This window comes from Paraburkholderia sp. EG287B, assembly GCF_040965595.1.
Lineage (GTDB): Bacteria > Pseudomonadota > Gammaproteobacteria > Burkholderiales > Burkholderiaceae > Paraburkholderia.
Map to the genome: position 1 here is coordinate 209,656 of NZ_JBFRCG010000014.1, position 18,274 is coordinate 227,929.

Below are 18,274 nucleotides of genomic sequence, written 5' to 3' on the forward strand. Positions count from 1 at the left end.
TCCTTCATATTAATCAGCCGAACCGGGTCCGAGAGACGTTGCGTTATGTGCGGTTACGCACATAACGCAACGCTCGCATTGTGACTTGCAGAGCGCCCCCAGCGTGGTTCGCATCATGAGGCAGCGACGATCAGAAACCGTTGGTGGGATTGCGCACGGTTCCTGCGTCGCTCGCGCCGTAATGTGTTGTCGTGGGTTATCGGGGCAGGCGGCACGTGACGTATGGATCGCCTGAGACGGGGATTTCCGTGCGTTCGCCGGTGGCGGACGACTACCAGCCCATGAACGTCTGGCGAACACGACACGCACTGGGGTAGGGAAATGTCAGAGTTAACGCAACGGTCAGAGTTTGCGCAACGTACGGTCGACATCGTGCTGCAACGTACGGTCGATGTCGTGCTGATCGTGCTGGGCGCCATTTGCGCCGTCCACCTGAATCTGAATTCCGGACAGGTGGCCGAGGTGCATCACCCCGATCCCACGCTGGTGGCATTTTGCGCGGCGCTCGCACTCTCGGTCTTTCCCGCCTGCGGGACCTATGGCACGCGTGGCAGCCGGTCGCTTTTCAGCGTCGCGGGCCGCACGGCGTTCGCCTGGCTCGCGGTGCAGCTTTGCGGACTCGTGCTGCTGTATGCGATTCATCACGATCATCTGCTGGCGTTGCCGTGGTTCATGTACTGGACGTTGACGACGGGTATTTCCCTGCTGCTGTCGCACACGCTGTTCTTTTCGGAATTCAGCGTGCTGCGGCTGACCCGTGAATGGTGGCGCCGGGAAGCTTATGAGGTCGGTGCGCGCGACAAGGTTCGTAGCGCAGTCATTGGGCACGCCTTGAAACGCGTCTTCGACATCGTGGCGGCGGTGAGTGCGATCGTGCTGCTCTCGCCGCTGCTCGCCGTGCTCGCGCTGCTGGTCAAGCGCGACGGTGGTCCGGCGTTATACGGCCATACGCGCGTAGGCCGCCATGGCAAGAAATTCCGCTGTCTCAAGTTCCGCTCGATGGTGGTGAACTCGGAGCAGGTGCTCAAGGATCTGCTCGAGCGGGACCCCGAAGCCCGCGCCGAGTGGGAGCGCGAATTCAAGCTGAAGAACGATGTGCGCGTCACGCGGATCGGCCACTTTCTGCGCCGCTCGAGCCTCGATGAACTGCCGCAGCTCTGGAACGTCCTGCGCGGCCAGATGAGTTTTGTCGGCCCGCGGCCGATCATCGACCAGGAACTGGAGCGCTATGGCGAGGCGAGAAAGTACTACCTGATGGCCACGCCGGGTATCACGGGCCTGTGGCAGGTGAGCGGGCGCAACGACATCGACTACGCAACGCGCGTTTTGCTCGACGTTTCCTATGTGGAGAACTGGACCTTCCGGAAGGACATCGGGATTCTGTTCAAGACGTTGTTTGTCGTGATTCGCGGAACTGGCGCGTATTGAGTCGAAAACGGAGCGGGCGAGCGACTGGCATTTCGGGTATCCGGGCCACACGGCATGGCCAGGAACGCGTGTAGAGCGATTGGGGGTATTTGCGATGGGACTGAACGCGATGAACTGGATCGGGACTGCGCACGCGCGTGTCGTGCGGGATTTTGGACTGGCGGGCGCGTGTGCCGTTTGCCTGGCGCTCACGGCGCTGAGCGGCTGTGCCCTGGCGCCGGGCATGACTTACACATCCGGCGCGGCCGGCACCGGCGCGAACCCGGGCGCGGCAGTGCCCGATAGTGTGGTGGCCAAGGGCATCGCGGGTGCGCCATCCGGTACGCTCGTCGAGATCACGAGGGACCTGGTGGACAAGGAAGCCGCGGCGCGACCCAAGGGCATTCCCGCGGATGTGGAGAAGATGTTTGCCAAGGCCACTCCATATGAAATCGGCCCCGGCGATATTCTCACCATCGTCGTCTGGGATCATCCCGAACTCAACCTGCCTGCGAGCGGCGGCGGTGGCGACGCTCCCTCGGGCGCCAGTTCGGTTGCGTCCGGTTACACCGTCGATACCAACGGCTTTATTCAGTATGCCTATATTGGTCCGCTGAAAGTCGCCGGTCTTTCGGAAATGGGCGTGCGCGACATCCTCGCGGGAAAGCTCGCGAAATACGTGCGTCAGCCGCAGATCACCGTGCGCATCGAGACCTATCGCAGCAAGCGCGTGTATCTCGACGGCGAGGTCAAGACGCCGGGCGTGCAGGTGCTCAACGACCGACCGATGACATTGCCCGAGGCGATCAACCGGGCCGGCGGTTTCACGAGCAATGCCGACCGCTCGCATGTGTCTGTGACGCGCGGCGACGCCACCGTGGATATCGATATGCCGGCGATGATCCGCAAGGGGTTCAATCCCGACCGGATCATTCTGCACGATGGTGACCTCGTGCGGATCTTTGCACAGACGGACAGCAAGGTCTTCGTGGTCGGCGAGGTCGAGCGTCCTGGCGGCGTGATGTTCAATAACGGACGTATGTCGCTCAACGAGGCACTTGGCAACGCGGGAGGGATCAACCAGTCGTCGGGTGATGCTTCGCAGGTATATGTCGTGCGTGGACGCGATACCAGCCAGCCGGTCGTGTTTCATCTCGACGCGAGCAGCGCTTCTGCAATGGCAACGGCCGACTCGTTCGAGCTCAAGCCGAATGATGTCGTATTCGTCGATACGTCTACTCTCGTGAAGTGGAGTCGTGTCATCAGCCTGATTTTGCCGACGACCCAGGCCGCGGCGGCGAGCCGTGCGATTGGATACTGATGTGCACATGAACAATACAAACCACACGAACCGCGTCAGTCGACCTGTTCGCTTTCGGGGGAACAAGATGAATAACCGCGACTATCTGCTCGAAGGGCCTGCGGAGACGATCATGCCGATCGCCCCCGACGGCGGACATATGGGCAATATGCTGGATACCCTTTATGCGGGCCGCAAGACGATCCTGATCGTTACGCTGATCTTTACGCTTTTCGGCACTCTCTACGCGGTACTGGCGTCCCCTGTCTATCAATCGGACATGCTCATTCAGGTGGAGGAGAGCCCGAACGGGGCAAAGTCGGCGCTGGCCGATCTTTCCTCCCAGTTCGCGGTCAAGACCCAGGCATCGGCGGAAATGGAGGTATTGCGTTCGCGGATGGTCGTGTCTTCCGCCGTCGATGCGACCAAGCTCTACATCAAGGCAACGCCGCGCTATTTCCCCGTGGTGGGCCGCTGGGCTGCGCGACATCTGAGCCTCGACCACTGGTCGGGATGGGGCGGTTACGCATGGGGCGACGAGGCAATCGAGGTAACGCAGTTCAACGTGCCGACACGCCTGCAAGGCAGGCCATTCGTCTTGACCTACCGGGGCGAGGGCGCCTACACGCTCGAGGGGGGCGGCATCACGCTCGAGGGCAAAGTGGGAGAGGCGTTGCACGCGCCGACGGTGGGCGGCACAATCGACCTCGTCGTTGGCCGGATCGATGGGCAACCGGGCACGGTCTTCAACGTGATGCGCCTGTCCGAACTGAGCGCCATCCAGGGGCTGCAGACGGCAATCGCCATTACGGAAAAGGGCAAGGAATCCGATGTCATTGGTGTTGCGCTGGATGGCGAAGACCCGGTACTCACCAGCACCATTCTCAATGCGATCGGCAACGAATACATCCGGCAGAATGCCCAGCGCACGCAGGAAGAAGCGGAAAAGCAGATTGCCTTCCTCGACCGGCAGTTGCCTCTGCTCAAGGCCCAGCTCGAGAAAGCCGAGAACGAGTTCAACACGTTCCGCTCGGCGCACGGCGCCGTCAATCTGGACGCCGAAGCGTCGGCATTGTTGCAGAGTTCGGCGCTGGCGCAGCAGCGTATCGCCGATCTCCAACAGCAACGCGCGCAGGCGATGGCGCGTTTCACCGACGACAACCCGGCTCTCGTCGCCATCAACGGGCAACTGTCCGAAGCGCAGAAGTCGCTGGAACACCTCGCCGGCCAGACCCGCGCGCTGCCGCCGGTGGAGCAGGAGCTCGTGCGCCTGCAGCGTGAAGTGACCGTCGATACGAACATCTACACCAATCTTTTGAACAGCCGCGAGCAGTTGCGTCTGATCAAGGCAGGGCGCGTGTCGAATGTGCGCATGATCGACGCCGCTGTGCCGCCTGAAGGACCGATTCGGCCGAAGCGCGCAATTATCGTGGTCGCGGCCGTGTTTACCGGATTGTTTGCCGGCGCTGCGCTCGTGCTGCTGCGTCAGAGGCTCAACCGCGGCGTCTCCGTCGTGGACGAAATCGAAACGGGCACCGGGCTGGCGGTCTTCGCGGCCGTACCGCGCAGCCGCATTCAGCATTCGCTTGCGCGTCATTTGCCCCACGGCGCGCCGGGCGCGAACACGGTGCTTGCGCACACGGCCGTGTTCGACCCGGCAGTCGAGAGCCTGCGCAGCTTCCGCACCGCGCTCGAGCATTCGCTGGAGGACGCAGCCAATCGTATCGTGCTGCTGGCGGGACCGACACCCATGGTCGGCAAGTCGTTCGTCTCGGTCAATCTGGCGGCCGTATTCGGTGCGTCGGGCAAGCGTGTGCTCCTGATCGACGCGGATCTGCGGCGGGGCTCGCTGAACCAGCATATGGCGGTGCCGAGCATGCCAGGCGTCACCAACATCTTCGAGCACTGCCAAAGCTATGACCACGTGGTGAATCACGACGTGATGCCGGGCGTCGACTTCGTCGCGACCGGGGGTTATGTGACCAATGCCAGCGAGCTGCTGCAAAAGGACGCGTTCAGGAATTTCGTGGCATGGGCCAATTCGACCTATGAGCTCGTGCTGATCGACGCGCCGCCGATTTTGCCGGTGGCCGACGCCGGGATCATCGGGAGACTGGCGGGCACCGTGTTCGTGATCGCGCGCCAGGGCGCGACGAGCGTGGCCGATCTGCGCGAGTCCGTGCGACGCTTCGAACAGGTTGGCGTGCCCATTCGCGGCGTGATCTTCAATGACATGACGTCGCGTCCGGGACGCTATGGCAACGAATATGCCGCGTACGGCTATTCGAGCTACGGCTTTGCCAAGGATACGGGGAGCGCGAAGGCGGAGTAGCTGGGTATCGCCGGCAGTCGTGTGCTCGTCGGCAACAGCGCCGCGGTCCGTCGAATTGCAGGTCGAGCGGCGCCTTATGGTTTGGACTCGTGGGCTGGAGCGGATTCGCCCTGCTTCAGCCCACTTCACCGGCGGCAGAGTGACTGTCCGCCCGCACGCGACGCGAACTCATCACGCCCCTTCGGCCATCGGTCGTTTGACCGGATCCGTCAATCGCATTAGCGGCGACTTTCCATCGCAAGTCGCAACTGACTCTCCTAAACCGGCTCTGGATGCGTGAGTTGGCGTGACATGAGCGACGGCGAACATTCGCCGGTGCGAAGACCGGCCACACTTCAAGACATATGAATTGCATGGCGTCGCCCGTCGAATCCGGCCGTGAGCGATGCCTTCCACCTTGGGATGAAACACGTGCTTGCCCCCAATCTGACGATTAACGGCCGCTTCCTGGGTCGCCGCGCGACGGGTGTCGATCGCTTTGCGTTCGAGACGATCCGGGCGCTCGACCAGTTGATCGAGCTGCGCGATCCGCGCGTCGCTGGATTGCGCACCGAGATCATCGTTCCCGAAGCGCTGGCGGCCATGCCAAATCCGTTCCGGCACGTCGCGTTGCGCGCGAGCGGAAAGGGCGGTGGCCTGCGTTGGGAACAACTGGCGCTGCCGCAAGCTGCACGCGGCCGGTTGCTGCTCAATCTCTGCAATTCCGGACCCCTGTGGTACCGCCGTCAAATCACGGTGCTGCACGACGCGGCGCCCGCGCGCGTGCCGGACAGCTACAGCCGGTCTTTCGTTGCCTGGTATCGCCTGATGGCGCCGCGTCTTGGCCGCATATCGCGGCGCGTGATTACCGTGTCGGAGTTCTCGCGGCGTGAGCTGTGTGACGCTTACCGGATTCCTGCAGACAAGATCGGGGTTGTGCCGGAGAGCGGCGAGCACATGTTGCGTGTGCAACAGGATGCGGCTCCAGCGTCGGTTACGCTCGACGAACGTCCATTCGTACTTGCAGTGGGAAGCCTCAATCGGCACAAGAATTTTCAGCTCGTGGCTGAGGCTGCGCGCCTCATTCGTGAAGCGCAGTTCGACATCATCGTGGTAGGCGGAGGCGACGCACGGGTCTACGGAACGGGCCAGGATGCGTTGCCCGCCTTTGTGAAGCATCTCGGCTACGTGAGCGACAGCGAACTCGCTGCGCTTTATCGGCGCGCGGCGTGCTTCGTGTATCCGTCGCGCTACGAGGGCTTCGGGTTGCCGCCCGTCGAGGCGCTGGCGCTCGGCTGCCCGGTGATCGCTTCGCGGCTGCCGGCCGTCCAGGAAGCGTGCAGCGACGCCGTGCTCTACACCTCGCCGGACGATCCTGCGGAGCTGGCGAGCTTGCTCGAACGAATCACGAGCGACGCCGCGTTACGCGAGAATCTGCGCGAGCGGGGCCGTGCACGGACAGCGGAACTCACCTGGCGAGCCACTGCCACCAGGTTGATCGAGGAGATCTCGCCGTGGCTAATGTGACGCTTGCGTCCAATCTTGCGAACGACACTCGCCGTTTCGGCCGCGTCGCGCTCGTGCATGAGTGGCTTGTCACTTACGCTGGGTCGGAGAAGGTCGTGGAGCAGATTCTTCAGCTCTTTCCACAGGCCGACCTATACAGCGTTGTCGACTTCTTCCCGGAGTCGCAGCGGGGCGTGCTGGGCGGCAGGCACGCAACGACTTCGTTCATTCAGCATTTGCCGCGGGCGCGCAAATCGTTTCGCACTTATCTCCCGCTCATGCCGCTGGCGATCGAGCAGTTCGATCTGTCGTCCTACGATCTCGTGATTTCCTCGAGCCATGCCGTGGCCAAGGGGATTTTGACCGGTCCGAACCAGGTGCATGTCAGTTATGTGCACTCGCCGATCCGGTATGCGTGGGATCTGCAGCATCAATATCTATGCGAAGCCGGGCTGCAGCGCGGCATGAAAAGCTGGATCGTGCGTGCGTTGCTTCACTACATGCGTATCTGGGACCAGCGAACGGCGCATGGGGTGGACGCTTTCGTCGCCAATTCTGCTTTCGTGGGGCGACGCATTCGCAAGGCCTACGGCAGCGAGGCTACGGTGGTCTACCCGCCCGTCGATGTGGAGCGGTTCGAATTGGGTGGCCAGCACGAAGACTTCTATTTGATTGCCTCGCGCATGGTGCCGTACAAGCGCATACCGCTCATCGTCGAGGCATTTGCCACGATGCCGTCGAGGCGCCTCGTGGTGATCGGTGACGGCGCCGACTTTGCGCGGGTGAAGGCGTGTGCCACGCCCAATGTGACGTTGCTCGGCTATCAGCCCGATGAGGTACTGGTGGACCATATGCAGCGTGCGCGAGCGTTCGTCGTCGCCGCTGAGGAGGACTTCGGCATATCCGTGGTGGAAGCGCAAGCCTGTGGCACGCCGGTCATCGCGCTGGGTCGCGGAGGTTCGCGGGAGATCGTGGTGGATTCGCCGGATCCCGAGCGCGGCACGGGGCTCTTCTTCAGCGAGCAAAGCGTGGAATCGATTGTCGATGCGGTGGAGCGCTTCGAGCGGCAACCCCCGCTCAAAGCGGAAGTCTGCCGTCGCAATGCGATGCGCTTTACGGAAGAGCGGTTCAAGCAGGAGTTTCTCAGTGTGGTGGAACGCGCGATGGATGCCGACAAGGTGCTCGCCGACACGCCGCCTGTGGTGCGGCGCTGGCACTCAGCCTGAGTTGGCGCAATAACGAAATCGTTCACGCACGAAGGCTGGGTGAACGCATAGGGGTTTCGGCAAGTGGAACTGACGATATTCGGAGTCATCGTGTTCGTCGCCGGACTGGCGGCGCTCTACGTGTCGTATCGCGGCGCGATTTACGGCATGGCGGCGTTTTCCCTGTTTGGATGTACGCTCGCGCTCGGACTGGGCGGCATCGGCATCTTGCCGGCGCAAGTCTTTCTCGCGTTCTTCGCACTCAGGGCGTTCAATCTCGTGGGCGGGAAGGGGCTCGCTGACGCAGTCGCGCAGGGCAAGCCCGGTTTCTGGCTGCTCTGCACCTGCGTCTGGGGTGTTACGGGTGCCATCCTGCTGCCGCGTTTGCTGAGCGGCGCGACACTCGTGTTCCCTGTCGACCGCAGCAGCCAGTTCATCGTGTTGCAGCCGCTTGGCCCTGTGTCCGGCAATTTGTCCCAGACGATCTATTGCGTCGCCGACGTCATCGTGTATTGCTCCATGTTTGCGTTCCTGCAATATCGCGGTGTATACCGGACGTTCGCCAACGCCATCTTCCTGCTCGCCTCGCTCGACGCGCTTGCCGGCGTGATCGATATCGTTGCGCACGCGGCGGGCCTCGACGTTCTCTCGGCTATCAAGACGGCGCAGTTCGCCGATTTGACCGGCCAGGAAATGGCCGGGATGGTCCGCATCAGCGGCACGTTCAGTGAAACGTCCGGCTTTGCGGCTTTTACGCTGCCGATCTTTGTCTATTGCCTGAATCTCTGGCTCGTCGGCTATCGCCCGAAACTGGCCGGTCCGCTTTCGATTGCGACAGGATGCCTCCTGCTGCTGTCGACTTCGGGAACCGCCTATGTCGGTTTAGGCGCGTATCAGCTCGTACTGTTCTTTAGCCGGCCCGCGGTGATCTCGCGTTTCGCCCCGGTACGCAAGCAACGGCTGTCTGTTATTTCGGCATGCGCGGGTCTGTTGGGCGTGCTCTACGTGATCGTCTTTTTGCCGGGCGTGGTGAAAGTGCTCGGCGATTTCGTCGATGCCGCGATCCTGAGCAAGGCGGGCAGTGACTCCGGCGTCGAGAGAATGGGCTGGAATGCTCAGGGCATCACCAACTTCTTCGATACGTATGGAATAGGCGTTGGGCTGGGAAGCATTCGTGCGTCGAGCTTTCTGGTGGTGCTGGTGGCGAGCCTTGGCGTCGTGGGTGTGGTGTGTTACGGGACGTTCCTTGGCAAGACGCTGCTCACGCCGGTGCCTGGCCATTACCCGTTCGCGGAGCGGGCCATCGCCTATGCGGCGCGTCACGCCATGATCGCCACTTTGATCGTCGCCTCGGCTTCGCTTAGCGTCTTCGAACTCGGTACGTGTTTTTATTTATTTGCGGCCGCAGCGGGCGCACTCTCGCCGCGTGTGCTGCGACGTGTGCCCGCGCGTGGCGGATGGGTTGCCAGGGGGGCTCATGAATAAGGTGCATTCGTCGCTGTCAAAGCTGGAACTGCTGGCTGTTTATTTTTCGTACGCAATTCGCTACCTCTACCCACTCGTTCTCATTCCTTATTACGGAAGAGTGCTGGGTTCGAGTGGTTACGGCGTGGTATTGGCCGGACTGTCGCTTTCCAGTGCTCTCTGGCTGCTCGTCAACTTCGGATTTTCTACCATCGGGGGACGGGATATCGTCCACACCGAAGTCGCGAGCGAACGCGATACGATTTTTCGGGACCAATTCACGGCCCGGCTGCTATTGTCCGTTCCCGGTGCGATCGTCGGAGGCATCGCGGTTTGCAGGTCGGACATCATTGCCAATGTGCCGCTTGCGGGGTTTTTCGTCGTTGCGGGAGGGCTGCTGTCCGCCTTTAACATTGGCTGGTATTTCACCAGCACGGGACGCCCGCGCACGAATGTCCTGATCGAAGTACTGGGGCTCCTGCTTTCGCTCGCACTGATCTTTACCTTCATTCGCAAACCGGCTGATGTCGACCGGGCGTTTCCCGTGATTTTTACCTCCAGCATGATCCAGACGCTGGTGGCGTATTGGCTTGTCCGAAAAGAATACAGCGGCTTCCTTTCACCCGTGCGTGCGGCCATGGGTCTGATCAAACGGTCGGCTACGATCTTCATCTACAGTGGAACAGCGGTTTTGGTGCTGGATGCTTCCACCTACATTCTGTCGCTGCTGGCCGCGGCCCAGGAAGTGAGTGCCTTTGGTCTCTCCGAGCGCCTGGTGGGTGCCGCATTGAGCATCATGGCGCCCGCCGCCCAGATTCTGGCGCCGAAGGTCATGTATCTGGTTACCCGTAACCCGGCCCGGGCGAATCTGCTTGCCCGGCGCACGTTTGCCGTCTTCTTTGTCGGCGCGGTTGCGGGAGTGATCCTCACGAGACTGCTCTCTGAATGGCTCATACCGCTGGTATTTGGACCGGAGCTCCGCCATGCCGTCCCGGTTCTGAATATCATGATCTTCATTCTGCCGCTTACCGTTTGCACGCGGGTACTCGGTATCTATTTCCTGATTCCCCGAAAACTCGAAAGGCAGCTTGCCTGGAGCGGTGTGATCAGCGCGGTGGTGAACCTGATGGTGGCCATTCCCCTTGCCAGCCACTGGGGGGCCACAGGTATGGTCTACGCGCGAATCCTCGCGGAAGGATCATTGCTGGTCATGCTGATTTTCGGAATCTGGAAAGCAGGCTTGTTGCGCGAGATTTTCGGATTCGACGAAGGTTTCTCCTTGCCGGCGAGATTTGGCAGATGGCTCGAATAACGAACGCCGGCAATCGCTTTGCGCATGCGTGGTGGTGTACGCGTGAGATCCGCGGCCGCGTGCGGCAGGCAGGCGTGCGATGCCTCGCATGCCGATGCAGCGCCCTCCGCAGTCCTGCCGGTAATGATCGAAGAGGTCAATGATGGAATCGAGCTTGAGTTCGCGAGCCACGATGGCCGGGCCAATGAGTCAACCTTCGCCTGGCGGAGACCGGAAAATCTGCCTGATCTTTGCCACTCGTGGTCGAGCAGACATTCTCAGGGATGTCGTTGCCTTCGTCGATTTGCAAACGGTTAAACCTGATCTGATCATCGTCTCCTGCGTCTCGGACGAGGACGTTGCCGACCTGTCAGTCCAACCCGGCATGATCGTCCTGAAGGGGCGACCTGGGCTCACGACGCAACGCAATCATGCATTGAACCATGTGCCTGACGATGTCGACGTCGTGATTTTTCTGGACGATGACTTTCTGATGCATAGCGAGTGGACTGCGGAAGTCCTCAAGGCGCTGGACAGCGATCCATCCATTGCCTGTGTCACCGGAACCGTCATCGCGGATGGCATTCATGGGCCAGGTTATTCCGTCGAAGAAGGGCGCGACATCGTTGCGAGGATCGGCGATCTTCCGGAACGGTTGATCGTCGCGCCGACCGGCGGTCCCTACGGGTGCAACATGGCGTTCCGCGCCAGCAGCATCGCTGGTCTGCGCTTCGATGAGCGCCTCGTTCTCTATGGCTGGCAGGAGGATCGCGATTTCGGAGGCCAGATCTGGAATCGGGGCTATCTCGTCGTGCGTATCAACACGGCGCTCGGCGTGCACCTGGGCGTCAAACGCGGCAGGGTGTCCGGATGCAAGCTGGGTTATTCGCAGGTGATCAATCCGTTTTATCTGGTGAAAAAGAAGACGATGCCTTTGCGCCCGGCGGTCGATCATGTCATACGCAATATCGCGAGCAACGTCGTGCGAAGCTTTGCGCCGGAGCCATGGATCGACCGGCGAGGGCGTCTGATGGGGAATCTGATCGGCTTGTGGGACTTCTTTCGTGGAAGGCTCACGCCTGAGCGACCTGAGAGTTTTTAGCAATCAAGCCTCTGAGGTACTTCCGATTCGGACAACATATTAGTAGCGGAGAAGGTTTTCTCGAGAGCTGGTGTTAGTCGCACGCGATGAAAAAAGACTCCCATTTGGCGGTGCCCGATTGCCTGCGTGGCCTCGCAGCCATCTCGGTCCTGCTCTTTCACCTTAATCATTGGCTGGGGATCCCATGGTTGGCCCCCAACGCCGGTATTGCCGTCGACTTTTTCTTTGGCCTGTCGGGTTATGTCCTGTGCGTGGCGTATCGTGGCCGCTTCGAAAGAGGACTGAGCGGTGCGCTTTTCGCGCGTATCAGACTCATACGGCTGATGCCGATGATCGTGATCGGAACCCTGTTGAGCGCATCGTATCTGGCGGCGAGATATGTTCTGCTTCACGATTCCGATATCTCTCCAGGCTGGCTCGCGGCCGCCACGCTCCTTGGGCTATCGTGCATTCCGACCTTCGGCGCTCCGCATGCAATTGGCGGGCCGCAGGTGTTTCCGCTCAATGGCCCCGAATACACGCTTTTCCTCGAGCTGGTCGTCAACCTCTTCTGGATGCTCACACGGCGATTCGACGGAATAAAGTTCGCGCTCGTCGTGGCGGTCACGGGCTACGCGCTTACGGCGGAATTCGGTATGGGAGGCGATACGCCGCAGACCTTCCTTTCCGGCTTTCCGCGTGTATTTGGCGCTTATTATCTGGGCGTCCTGCTTTATCACAGCCATGTGAAATTCGGGCTGCTCTCGTTGAAGATCTGGAAATCGCTATTTCTTCCGGCGTGCGTCGCAACCCTGGTCATCATGGGGTGGAATGGCCAGATCCCCTTCTTCGTCCAGTGGCTGTGGGCTGCCGCCGTGATGCCGTTGCTGATCCTCGGCGGATCGTCGATTGCGCTTACCGGGCCTGTGCGCACGGCCGCGCTCGTTCTTGGGGAACTGTCGTATCCCGTGTACGCGTTGCATTACCCCACGTTCGTCTGGCTCAACGGCATCTATCAGGAGTTGATGCACAGAAAGGATCCGATTCTGGAGGCCGCCGTGTTCTTGCCCGCGATCCTGCTGACCAGTTATCTCATCATGCGTTTCATCGATACGCCCATCCGTGCCTGGCTCGTATCCCGATTTGGCCGATCGACGCCTAAAGCGGTTCTCGACACCACGGCGGCCGATACACCCGTTTGAGGCCGTGCGTAGCGCTCGCGCGTGCGCAGGCTGAATACGCACGCGTTTGCGTGCGGTATCCAGCAGTGCTGCGCCGGCTGGGTCGATAGCATACCCGTCGGAGAAAGCCGCACTGTCCTGAGTCAGAACGGACATCGCGTTGTGCGAACCCTGCTCGAAACCTCTGGAGCTATCGTGGCTGCCGCTTGAGCGGCCATCTGATCGGTTGCCGGGCCATTGACGCTTGAACGTGGAGAGGGTTATGAAGACGATCGCGTCGAAGACGATAGCGTTCAATGGCAAGTTCTTCGGGGCAGCGCCGACGGGCGTGCACAAGGTGGCCGAGCAACTCGTTGCTGCGACCGACGCGCTGATTGCCGGGCAAGCCGGCAGCGGCCTCGATTGCGCCCTCGTTGTCAGAGACCGCGTCGAGATTCCGCTTTACCGCAATATTTCGTGCGTTCGCGAGAGTCGCTGGGTTCGCAAGATTCACCGCATCGCGTGGGAGCAATGCTATTTTCCACTGGCTCGCAGAAGGGACTTTATTCTTAATCTGTGCAATCTCGGGCCACTGATTCATCGGGATTCGGCAACGATGATCCACGACGCACAGGTGTATTCGGCCCCGGAATCCTATTCACTTCCTTTCCGGCTTTGGTACAAATCGCTCTACTTTTTCATCGGCAAACGGCACAAGATTATCTTTACCGTATCCGAGTTTTCCAAGGGCGAGCTTGTGCGCTATGGCGTTGCCAGCGCCGACAAGATTGTCGTTGTGCACAACGGCTGCGACCATGTTCTGCAGGTTCAGCCCGACGCACGGCAGCTTGCTGTATTGAGCCTGAAGCCACGGCGCTACGTGCTCGCACTCGCGAACACCCAGAAACACAAGAACATCGGCATTTTGCTCAAGGCCTTCGCCGGCGCACAGCTGAGCGACGTCGAACTCGTGCTGTTCGGCAACGCGACGCAGGCCGACTTCGAAAGTGTTGGGCACGTCGTGCCGCCCAACGTGCGATTTACCGGCCGCATTAGCGACGCCGAGCTCGTCGGGCTGATGACCCATGCCGGCGCACTTGCTTTTCCCTCGCTTACGGAAGGGTTTGGTCTGCCGCCGCTGGAGGCGATGGCGCTGGGTTGCCCGGTCGTCGCTGCGCCGTATGGCGCGCTGCCGGAAGTTTGCGGCAAGGCGGTGCTTTATGCCGATCCGTTCGACCCGGACGCCTGGCGGATGAATATTTTGACCGTACTCAACGATGAACCTGTGCGGCAGTCGCTGATATCCGCCGGGCTCCGGCAGGCTGGCGGCTTCACCTGGAGACAGGCGGCGCGCAGCATGTTCGATACCGTGAAGGCCGTGAGCGGCTGATGGGGGCACGTAATGTCTATTGATGTCGACTTCTCATTGGCGCTCAATGATCGAACCGGCAAGCTCTTTTTGGGGAAGGACATCATTTCGACGCTCGGGACCAGGGTGACGACGGTCCACTACGGACGATTTCACGAATTTCCCCACAATGATCTGATGCGCCGGATCGCGGGCCGCTTGACCCACAAGGAAACCATTGCGCGGGTCAACAGGTCGCCGCTGGTTGCTCTTTTGCCGGTAATCCGCGATCCACGCCCTACGCTGCATCTCGACCCGCTCAGCGTCGTGCGCCATCGCCTGGAAGCACGAGACATCGTGCTGTGCCACGATGTGGGTCCGATCACACATCCTCAGTATTTCGCGCCCGGTGTCAATGAATTGTATGTTCGGGCTTATGACGAGATCCGGCGGATGAAGCCCCATATGGTTTTCGTCAGCAAGACGTCGCAGCGGGAATTTCACGCGCTGTACGGCAATGACTTTGCCTCGTCGAATGTCATCTATATTCCAACCCGTTTGGGAGTCAAGAAAGGAGAGGGGCGTCCGGTGGAAGGCGTTTCGCGCCGTTTTCTGCTGACGGTGGGGAATATCGGCGATCGCAAGAACCAGGCCCGTTGTATCGAGGCGTTCTCGGCAAGCGGGCTTGTGGAGAAAGGGTGGCAGTATGTTGTTGTCGGAGGGCGCGAGTCTGGTGCGGACGCCGCAATTGAACTCGCGAAGCAATCTCCGGGTGTCGTGATGCCCGGATATACCAAAGATGACGAGCTTCGTTGGCTTTATCGCAACGCTTCGGGTTTCGTGCTGATGAGTCTGCTGGAAGGATTCGGTATGCCGGTGATCGAGGCGATAGAGCACGATTTGCCATGCCTCGTTTCTCGCGGGAGCATCCTGACGGAAGTCGGCGGCGCTGCGATGCTGTGCGCCGATCCGCTTGCTCGCGAATCCATCGCGTTCGGTATGCGTTCGCTAGCCGAAATGCCGGATGAGGAGCGTGGTCGGCGAATTACCGAGGCGCGCGTGCACCTCCAGATGTTTGCGCGCGAACCGATACTCGCTAGCTGGAGAGCGCTGGTTGAACAGGTCGGGTGATTCGCTGACTCGAGCTGGTCACAATTGGGGAAGCCAACAGGGCTGCTGGTGATCCCCATTGCTCGTGCGTACAACAACAAGGCCCGCCACGGTGGGCCGGGGCGGGCCAGGGCAACACGTTAAGACTAGTCGCTTCCTTGCAGGGTCGACTTCGCGACGCGGCGGGCGGTATTCACCGCCGAGAACGCCGCAGCCTTGGCGCGATCGCGCACCGCGCTTCGTCCAGGCGGCGTGGGGTTGAGTCCAAGCTTCCGGAGGTAATAGTTGGCCCGATAGACATCCGCACGCAGCGTGTTGAGAAACTGAAAATTTACGCTCAACGTTACCGAGATATTGTCGCCGTTCTTCAACCAATGGGGGCAATTGACAGGAACGTGAACGCCCTTTCCGGGGGCCAGTCTGTATGTCTTCGCCCTGTCCTGCAACTCGGGTCGATAGTTCGGCGCGTTGTGATCGATCGTCCAGAATCGCTCGAGTTCTTCTTCCGGAAGCACCTGCCGGTCTTCCCGATCAAAGACGTACAAATCCTTCTGCCCGTGGATTTGAAGAATGAAATTGCATTCCCGATCGATGTGATACGCGGTCACACGCTTCGGTGACGTCACGAAAATGATGAGGTCTTCCCGCTTGATCTGCGATTCGATGTCGCCGCCGACCATACCCTTGATCTCCGCCATCGCATGCCTGTACAGCTCGGCGTAGGCCGGATCTTGTTGCGGGCCTCTGAAAATGAACCAGGCGTTGGAGTCCTCCAACTGCTTTAATGCATTCAGCGGCGAGAACGCACGATTCGTATCTTTCCATTTCTGACCGGGCGCGACATCGCCCATGTCGAAGTAGAGGTCATCGGGACGTGTTTTCAGGGTTCGCTCCGCCAGTTCCATCAATTGAGGAAGCTGAAAGAGCGGATGAGACGCCAGGTGGTGGGAGACGTCGAAGCTCTTGCGCTCGAAATTCTCCCGAAACACCGAGGAATCCGCGTCGATCCACTTGTCAGGCAATTCCGCTTCGAGAACAGGGGGAAACGTCGACGTCTCCATGTGATCGCTCCTAGCAGTCTGATTTGGTTTGGGAAAAGCAAAACCCTTTGGCAAGAAGGTACCCAGTCGCGGGAAATCTGCGAAACTTTTGCAAGTAATGAAACTAGTCCGATTTATGGCTTTCGACCTATTTGGTCACACTGGAAAAGGTGTAAATCCAGGCAGACGTTCCCTTGAGCGGGACCCAGCCGGGATCGGGCCGACTTTTTGGCATCGATAGCGACACGACCGCTCGCGCCCCGCTTTGAGAGAACGCCTTCATGACCTGGTCACGCTGTTGTGGAGTAAGTTGTGTCCAAAATATTTCACCGTAGTCCGGAAAAGGGTTTGCGTCGACAGGATCGAACCGGGTGCGATCTGTAGGTTCAATCCGATACGGGAGACCGCCGAACTCATCGATGATGCGCAAGCGTGACACATAGGCCCAGGTGACCTTGACAGCATGAATGGAATCCCGGATAACGGCCACCTGGTCGCCCGGCCGTAACCCGGAGGCAGTAAGAGCGGTGGCGATGCGCCATTGCGGGTCGTCGTGAAAGTCCGTATGGCGAAACGCCGTTTTGAGCGTAGATGCATCGGCAAACACAAGTTCGCCGAGAGCACCTGCGCTATAGATTACGGCTAAAGCAATGGCGAGCACGCGACGGGAAGGCAGCGTCGCCTCAACCAATGGCGCTAAGGACAGAAGCGCCATAATCATGACGAAGGCACTGAGATAACGATCTTCGACATGCACGAGAAAGTACGTGCCAAAGCCTCCGACGGTTGGTAATAGCAATGGCCAGATTCGGATCACTATCTTAACGAGCGAAGCTCGCCATGATCGCCTGGCAAGGTGTAGTAAAAAGGCCGCGGCCACAGCTAGTACAGCCGGATGTTGCCTGAGTATCTGTTGCAAGCTCCAAAGTGATCGCCCCAGTGCGATTACCTGGAGTTTTAAATTGAAGAATGGCCGAACACCTTGGTACCAGTATGCGATGTCATTGTAGGGAGGGTAGGTCGTACGGAACGTTGTTCCAAAGCCGAAAGCTGGCAAGCCCGCTACGAGCTGACTGGTTGGATGAATTGGCCGGCCGAACTGCTCCGGTCCCCCTTGCCAATTGGTAAAGTGAGGTAACTCGTTCACGTGCCAGGCGAAGTTTAGGGCACCGGATGCACCAAGAGTCAATCCGCCATTCGACCACGAGATCCCGGCGATATAGATGGCGAAGAACACCCCGAAGGTTCCCACAACCGCACCGAATGGTCGCCACAGGCTACCCCTCGCACAGCAATAAATGAACAGCGTCAGAATAAACAAGCAAGAAAATGGAGTGAATACGCCTTTTACCCATACGCCGATACCAAGGATCAAGCCAAGCAAGATCGCTGCTAACACGTCCCGCCGCCGGATAAGGGATAGAAGCTGAGCCGAAGCAAGGAGGAAGCCCGTGGTCACGAGCAGGTCCGGACACGCGGCTGAAACAGGGTTAAGCGCCAGGCAGGCACCAAGAAAAACGCACACTCCAATCCAGATCGTAAATGGATGTCTGATCAGCGCGAGAGACTGTGGCCAATAGAGCGCGAGGGCATTCTTGATCAGGCTACGCCAGGCTGCATATGCAACCAGATAGATCAGCCAATTGACTACCGTTATCGCATACCATTCACCCTCCGGAGTAGGGGCGGCTAGCGCGCGCCCCACGGCAACTAGCGCTGGATATCCAGGATTCCAGAATGGGTTGAAAATTTCTCGCCAATCAACGTTTGAAACGGCCCAGCTGACGTTCAGATAGGATATCCAGTCGCCGTAATATTGCGTCCGCCCGTAAAGTCCTTCGACCATACCGAGTATGCCGATAATGATCCAGGAAATGGCGAGATGCACGCTCCCCGGCGGCCATTTTATTGTCATCTAGCACCTCCACGTTCGCGGCAAGAAGACCAATAGATAAGGGCGTTAGTCGCCCTGTGGTCCGATCAGCCCTATGGTCAACGCAAATTCCAGGACATGCGACGAATGTAGCCGGGGAGCGCTAAGCTCTCTGTGC

At 59.9% G+C, this 18,274-nt stretch carries 13 protein-coding genes; 11 read left to right on the forward strand and 2 right to left on the reverse strand.

Annotation, left to right across the window (positions count from 1 at the left end; translation table 11 throughout):
* The first annotated feature begins 321 nt into the window (after nucleotides 1-321).
* From AB4Y40_RS26345 to AB4Y40_RS26395, 11 genes are all read left to right on the forward strand, one after another.
* Nucleotides 322-1,428: a sugar transferase gene (locus AB4Y40_RS26345; protein WP_368690301.1), complete on the forward strand. Its 1,107-nt coding sequence runs from the start codon at nucleotides 322-324 to the stop codon at nucleotides 1,426-1,428.
* A gap of 223 nt (nucleotides 1,429-1,651) precedes the next feature.
* Nucleotides 1,652-2,728 carry a polysaccharide biosynthesis/export family protein gene (locus tag AB4Y40_RS26350; RefSeq protein ID WP_368690302.1) on the forward strand — a complete coding sequence of 359 codons (1,077 nt, stop codon included), beginning with the start codon at nucleotides 1,652-1,654 and terminating at the stop codon, nucleotides 2,726-2,728.
* 67 nt (nucleotides 2,729-2,795) lie between these two features.
* Nucleotides 2,796-5,039 carry a polysaccharide biosynthesis tyrosine autokinase gene (locus tag AB4Y40_RS26355; RefSeq protein ID WP_368690303.1) on the forward strand — a complete coding sequence of 748 codons (2,244 nt, stop codon included), beginning with the start codon at nucleotides 2,796-2,798 and terminating at the stop codon, nucleotides 5,037-5,039.
* Between the two features lie 378 nt (nucleotides 5,040-5,417).
* Nucleotides 5,418-6,545 carry a glycosyltransferase family 4 protein gene (locus AB4Y40_RS26360; protein ID WP_368690304.1) on the forward strand — a complete coding sequence of 376 codons (1,128 nt, stop codon included), beginning with the start codon at nucleotides 5,418-5,420 and terminating at the stop codon, nucleotides 6,543-6,545.
* A complete protein-coding gene (locus tag AB4Y40_RS26365; RefSeq protein ID WP_368690305.1) occupies nucleotides 6,533-7,750 on the forward strand; it encodes a glycosyltransferase family 4 protein in 1,218 nt (405 codons plus the stop codon). The genes AB4Y40_RS26360 and AB4Y40_RS26365 overlap by 13 nt, the downstream gene beginning before the upstream one ends.
* 63 nt (nucleotides 7,751-7,813) lie before the next feature.
* A complete protein-coding gene (locus AB4Y40_RS26370) occupies nucleotides 7,814-9,214 on the forward strand; it encodes a hypothetical protein (protein ID WP_368690306.1) in 1,401 nt (466 codons plus the stop codon).
* A complete protein-coding gene (locus AB4Y40_RS26375) occupies nucleotides 9,207-10,505 on the forward strand; it encodes an oligosaccharide flippase family protein (protein ID WP_368690307.1) in 1,299 nt (432 codons plus the stop codon). Before AB4Y40_RS26370 ends, AB4Y40_RS26375 begins: the two co-directional genes overlap by 8 nt.
* A gap of 139 nt (nucleotides 10,506-10,644) precedes the next feature.
* Nucleotides 10,645-11,586, forward strand: a complete 942-nt coding sequence (locus tag AB4Y40_RS26380) for a glycosyltransferase family 2 protein (protein WP_368690308.1) — start codon at nucleotides 10,645-10,647, stop codon at nucleotides 11,584-11,586.
* A gap of 86 nt (nucleotides 11,587-11,672) precedes the next feature.
* Nucleotides 11,673-12,767 carry an acyltransferase family protein gene (locus AB4Y40_RS26385; protein ID WP_368690309.1) on the forward strand — a complete coding sequence of 365 codons (1,095 nt, stop codon included), beginning with the start codon at nucleotides 11,673-11,675 and terminating at the stop codon, nucleotides 12,765-12,767.
* Nucleotides 12,768-13,008: 241 nt separating this feature from the next.
* On the forward strand, nucleotides 13,009-14,115 hold the full coding sequence (locus AB4Y40_RS26390; RefSeq protein ID WP_368690310.1) for a glycosyltransferase family 4 protein: 1,107 nt from the start codon (nucleotides 13,009-13,011) through the stop codon (nucleotides 14,113-14,115).
* Between the two features lie 12 nt (nucleotides 14,116-14,127).
* A complete protein-coding gene (locus AB4Y40_RS26395; RefSeq protein WP_368690311.1) occupies nucleotides 14,128-15,204 on the forward strand; it encodes a glycosyltransferase in 1,077 nt (358 codons plus the stop codon).
* Between the two features lie 125 nt (nucleotides 15,205-15,329).
* Here AB4Y40_RS26395 and AB4Y40_RS26400 read toward each other — a convergent pair whose 3' ends face one another.
* Nucleotides 15,330-16,244, reverse strand: a complete 915-nt coding sequence (locus AB4Y40_RS26400) for a transcriptional regulator (protein ID WP_368690312.1) — start codon at nucleotides 16,242-16,244, stop codon at nucleotides 15,330-15,332.
* A 127-nt stretch (nucleotides 16,245-16,371) separates the two neighbouring features.
* The gene (locus AB4Y40_RS26405; protein ID WP_368690313.1) at nucleotides 16,372-18,138 is read right to left on the reverse strand and encodes a hypothetical protein; all 1,767 of its coding nucleotides are present in this window, start codon (nucleotides 18,136-18,138) and stop codon (nucleotides 16,372-16,374) included.
* Nucleotides 18,139-18,274 lie beyond the last annotated feature (136 nt).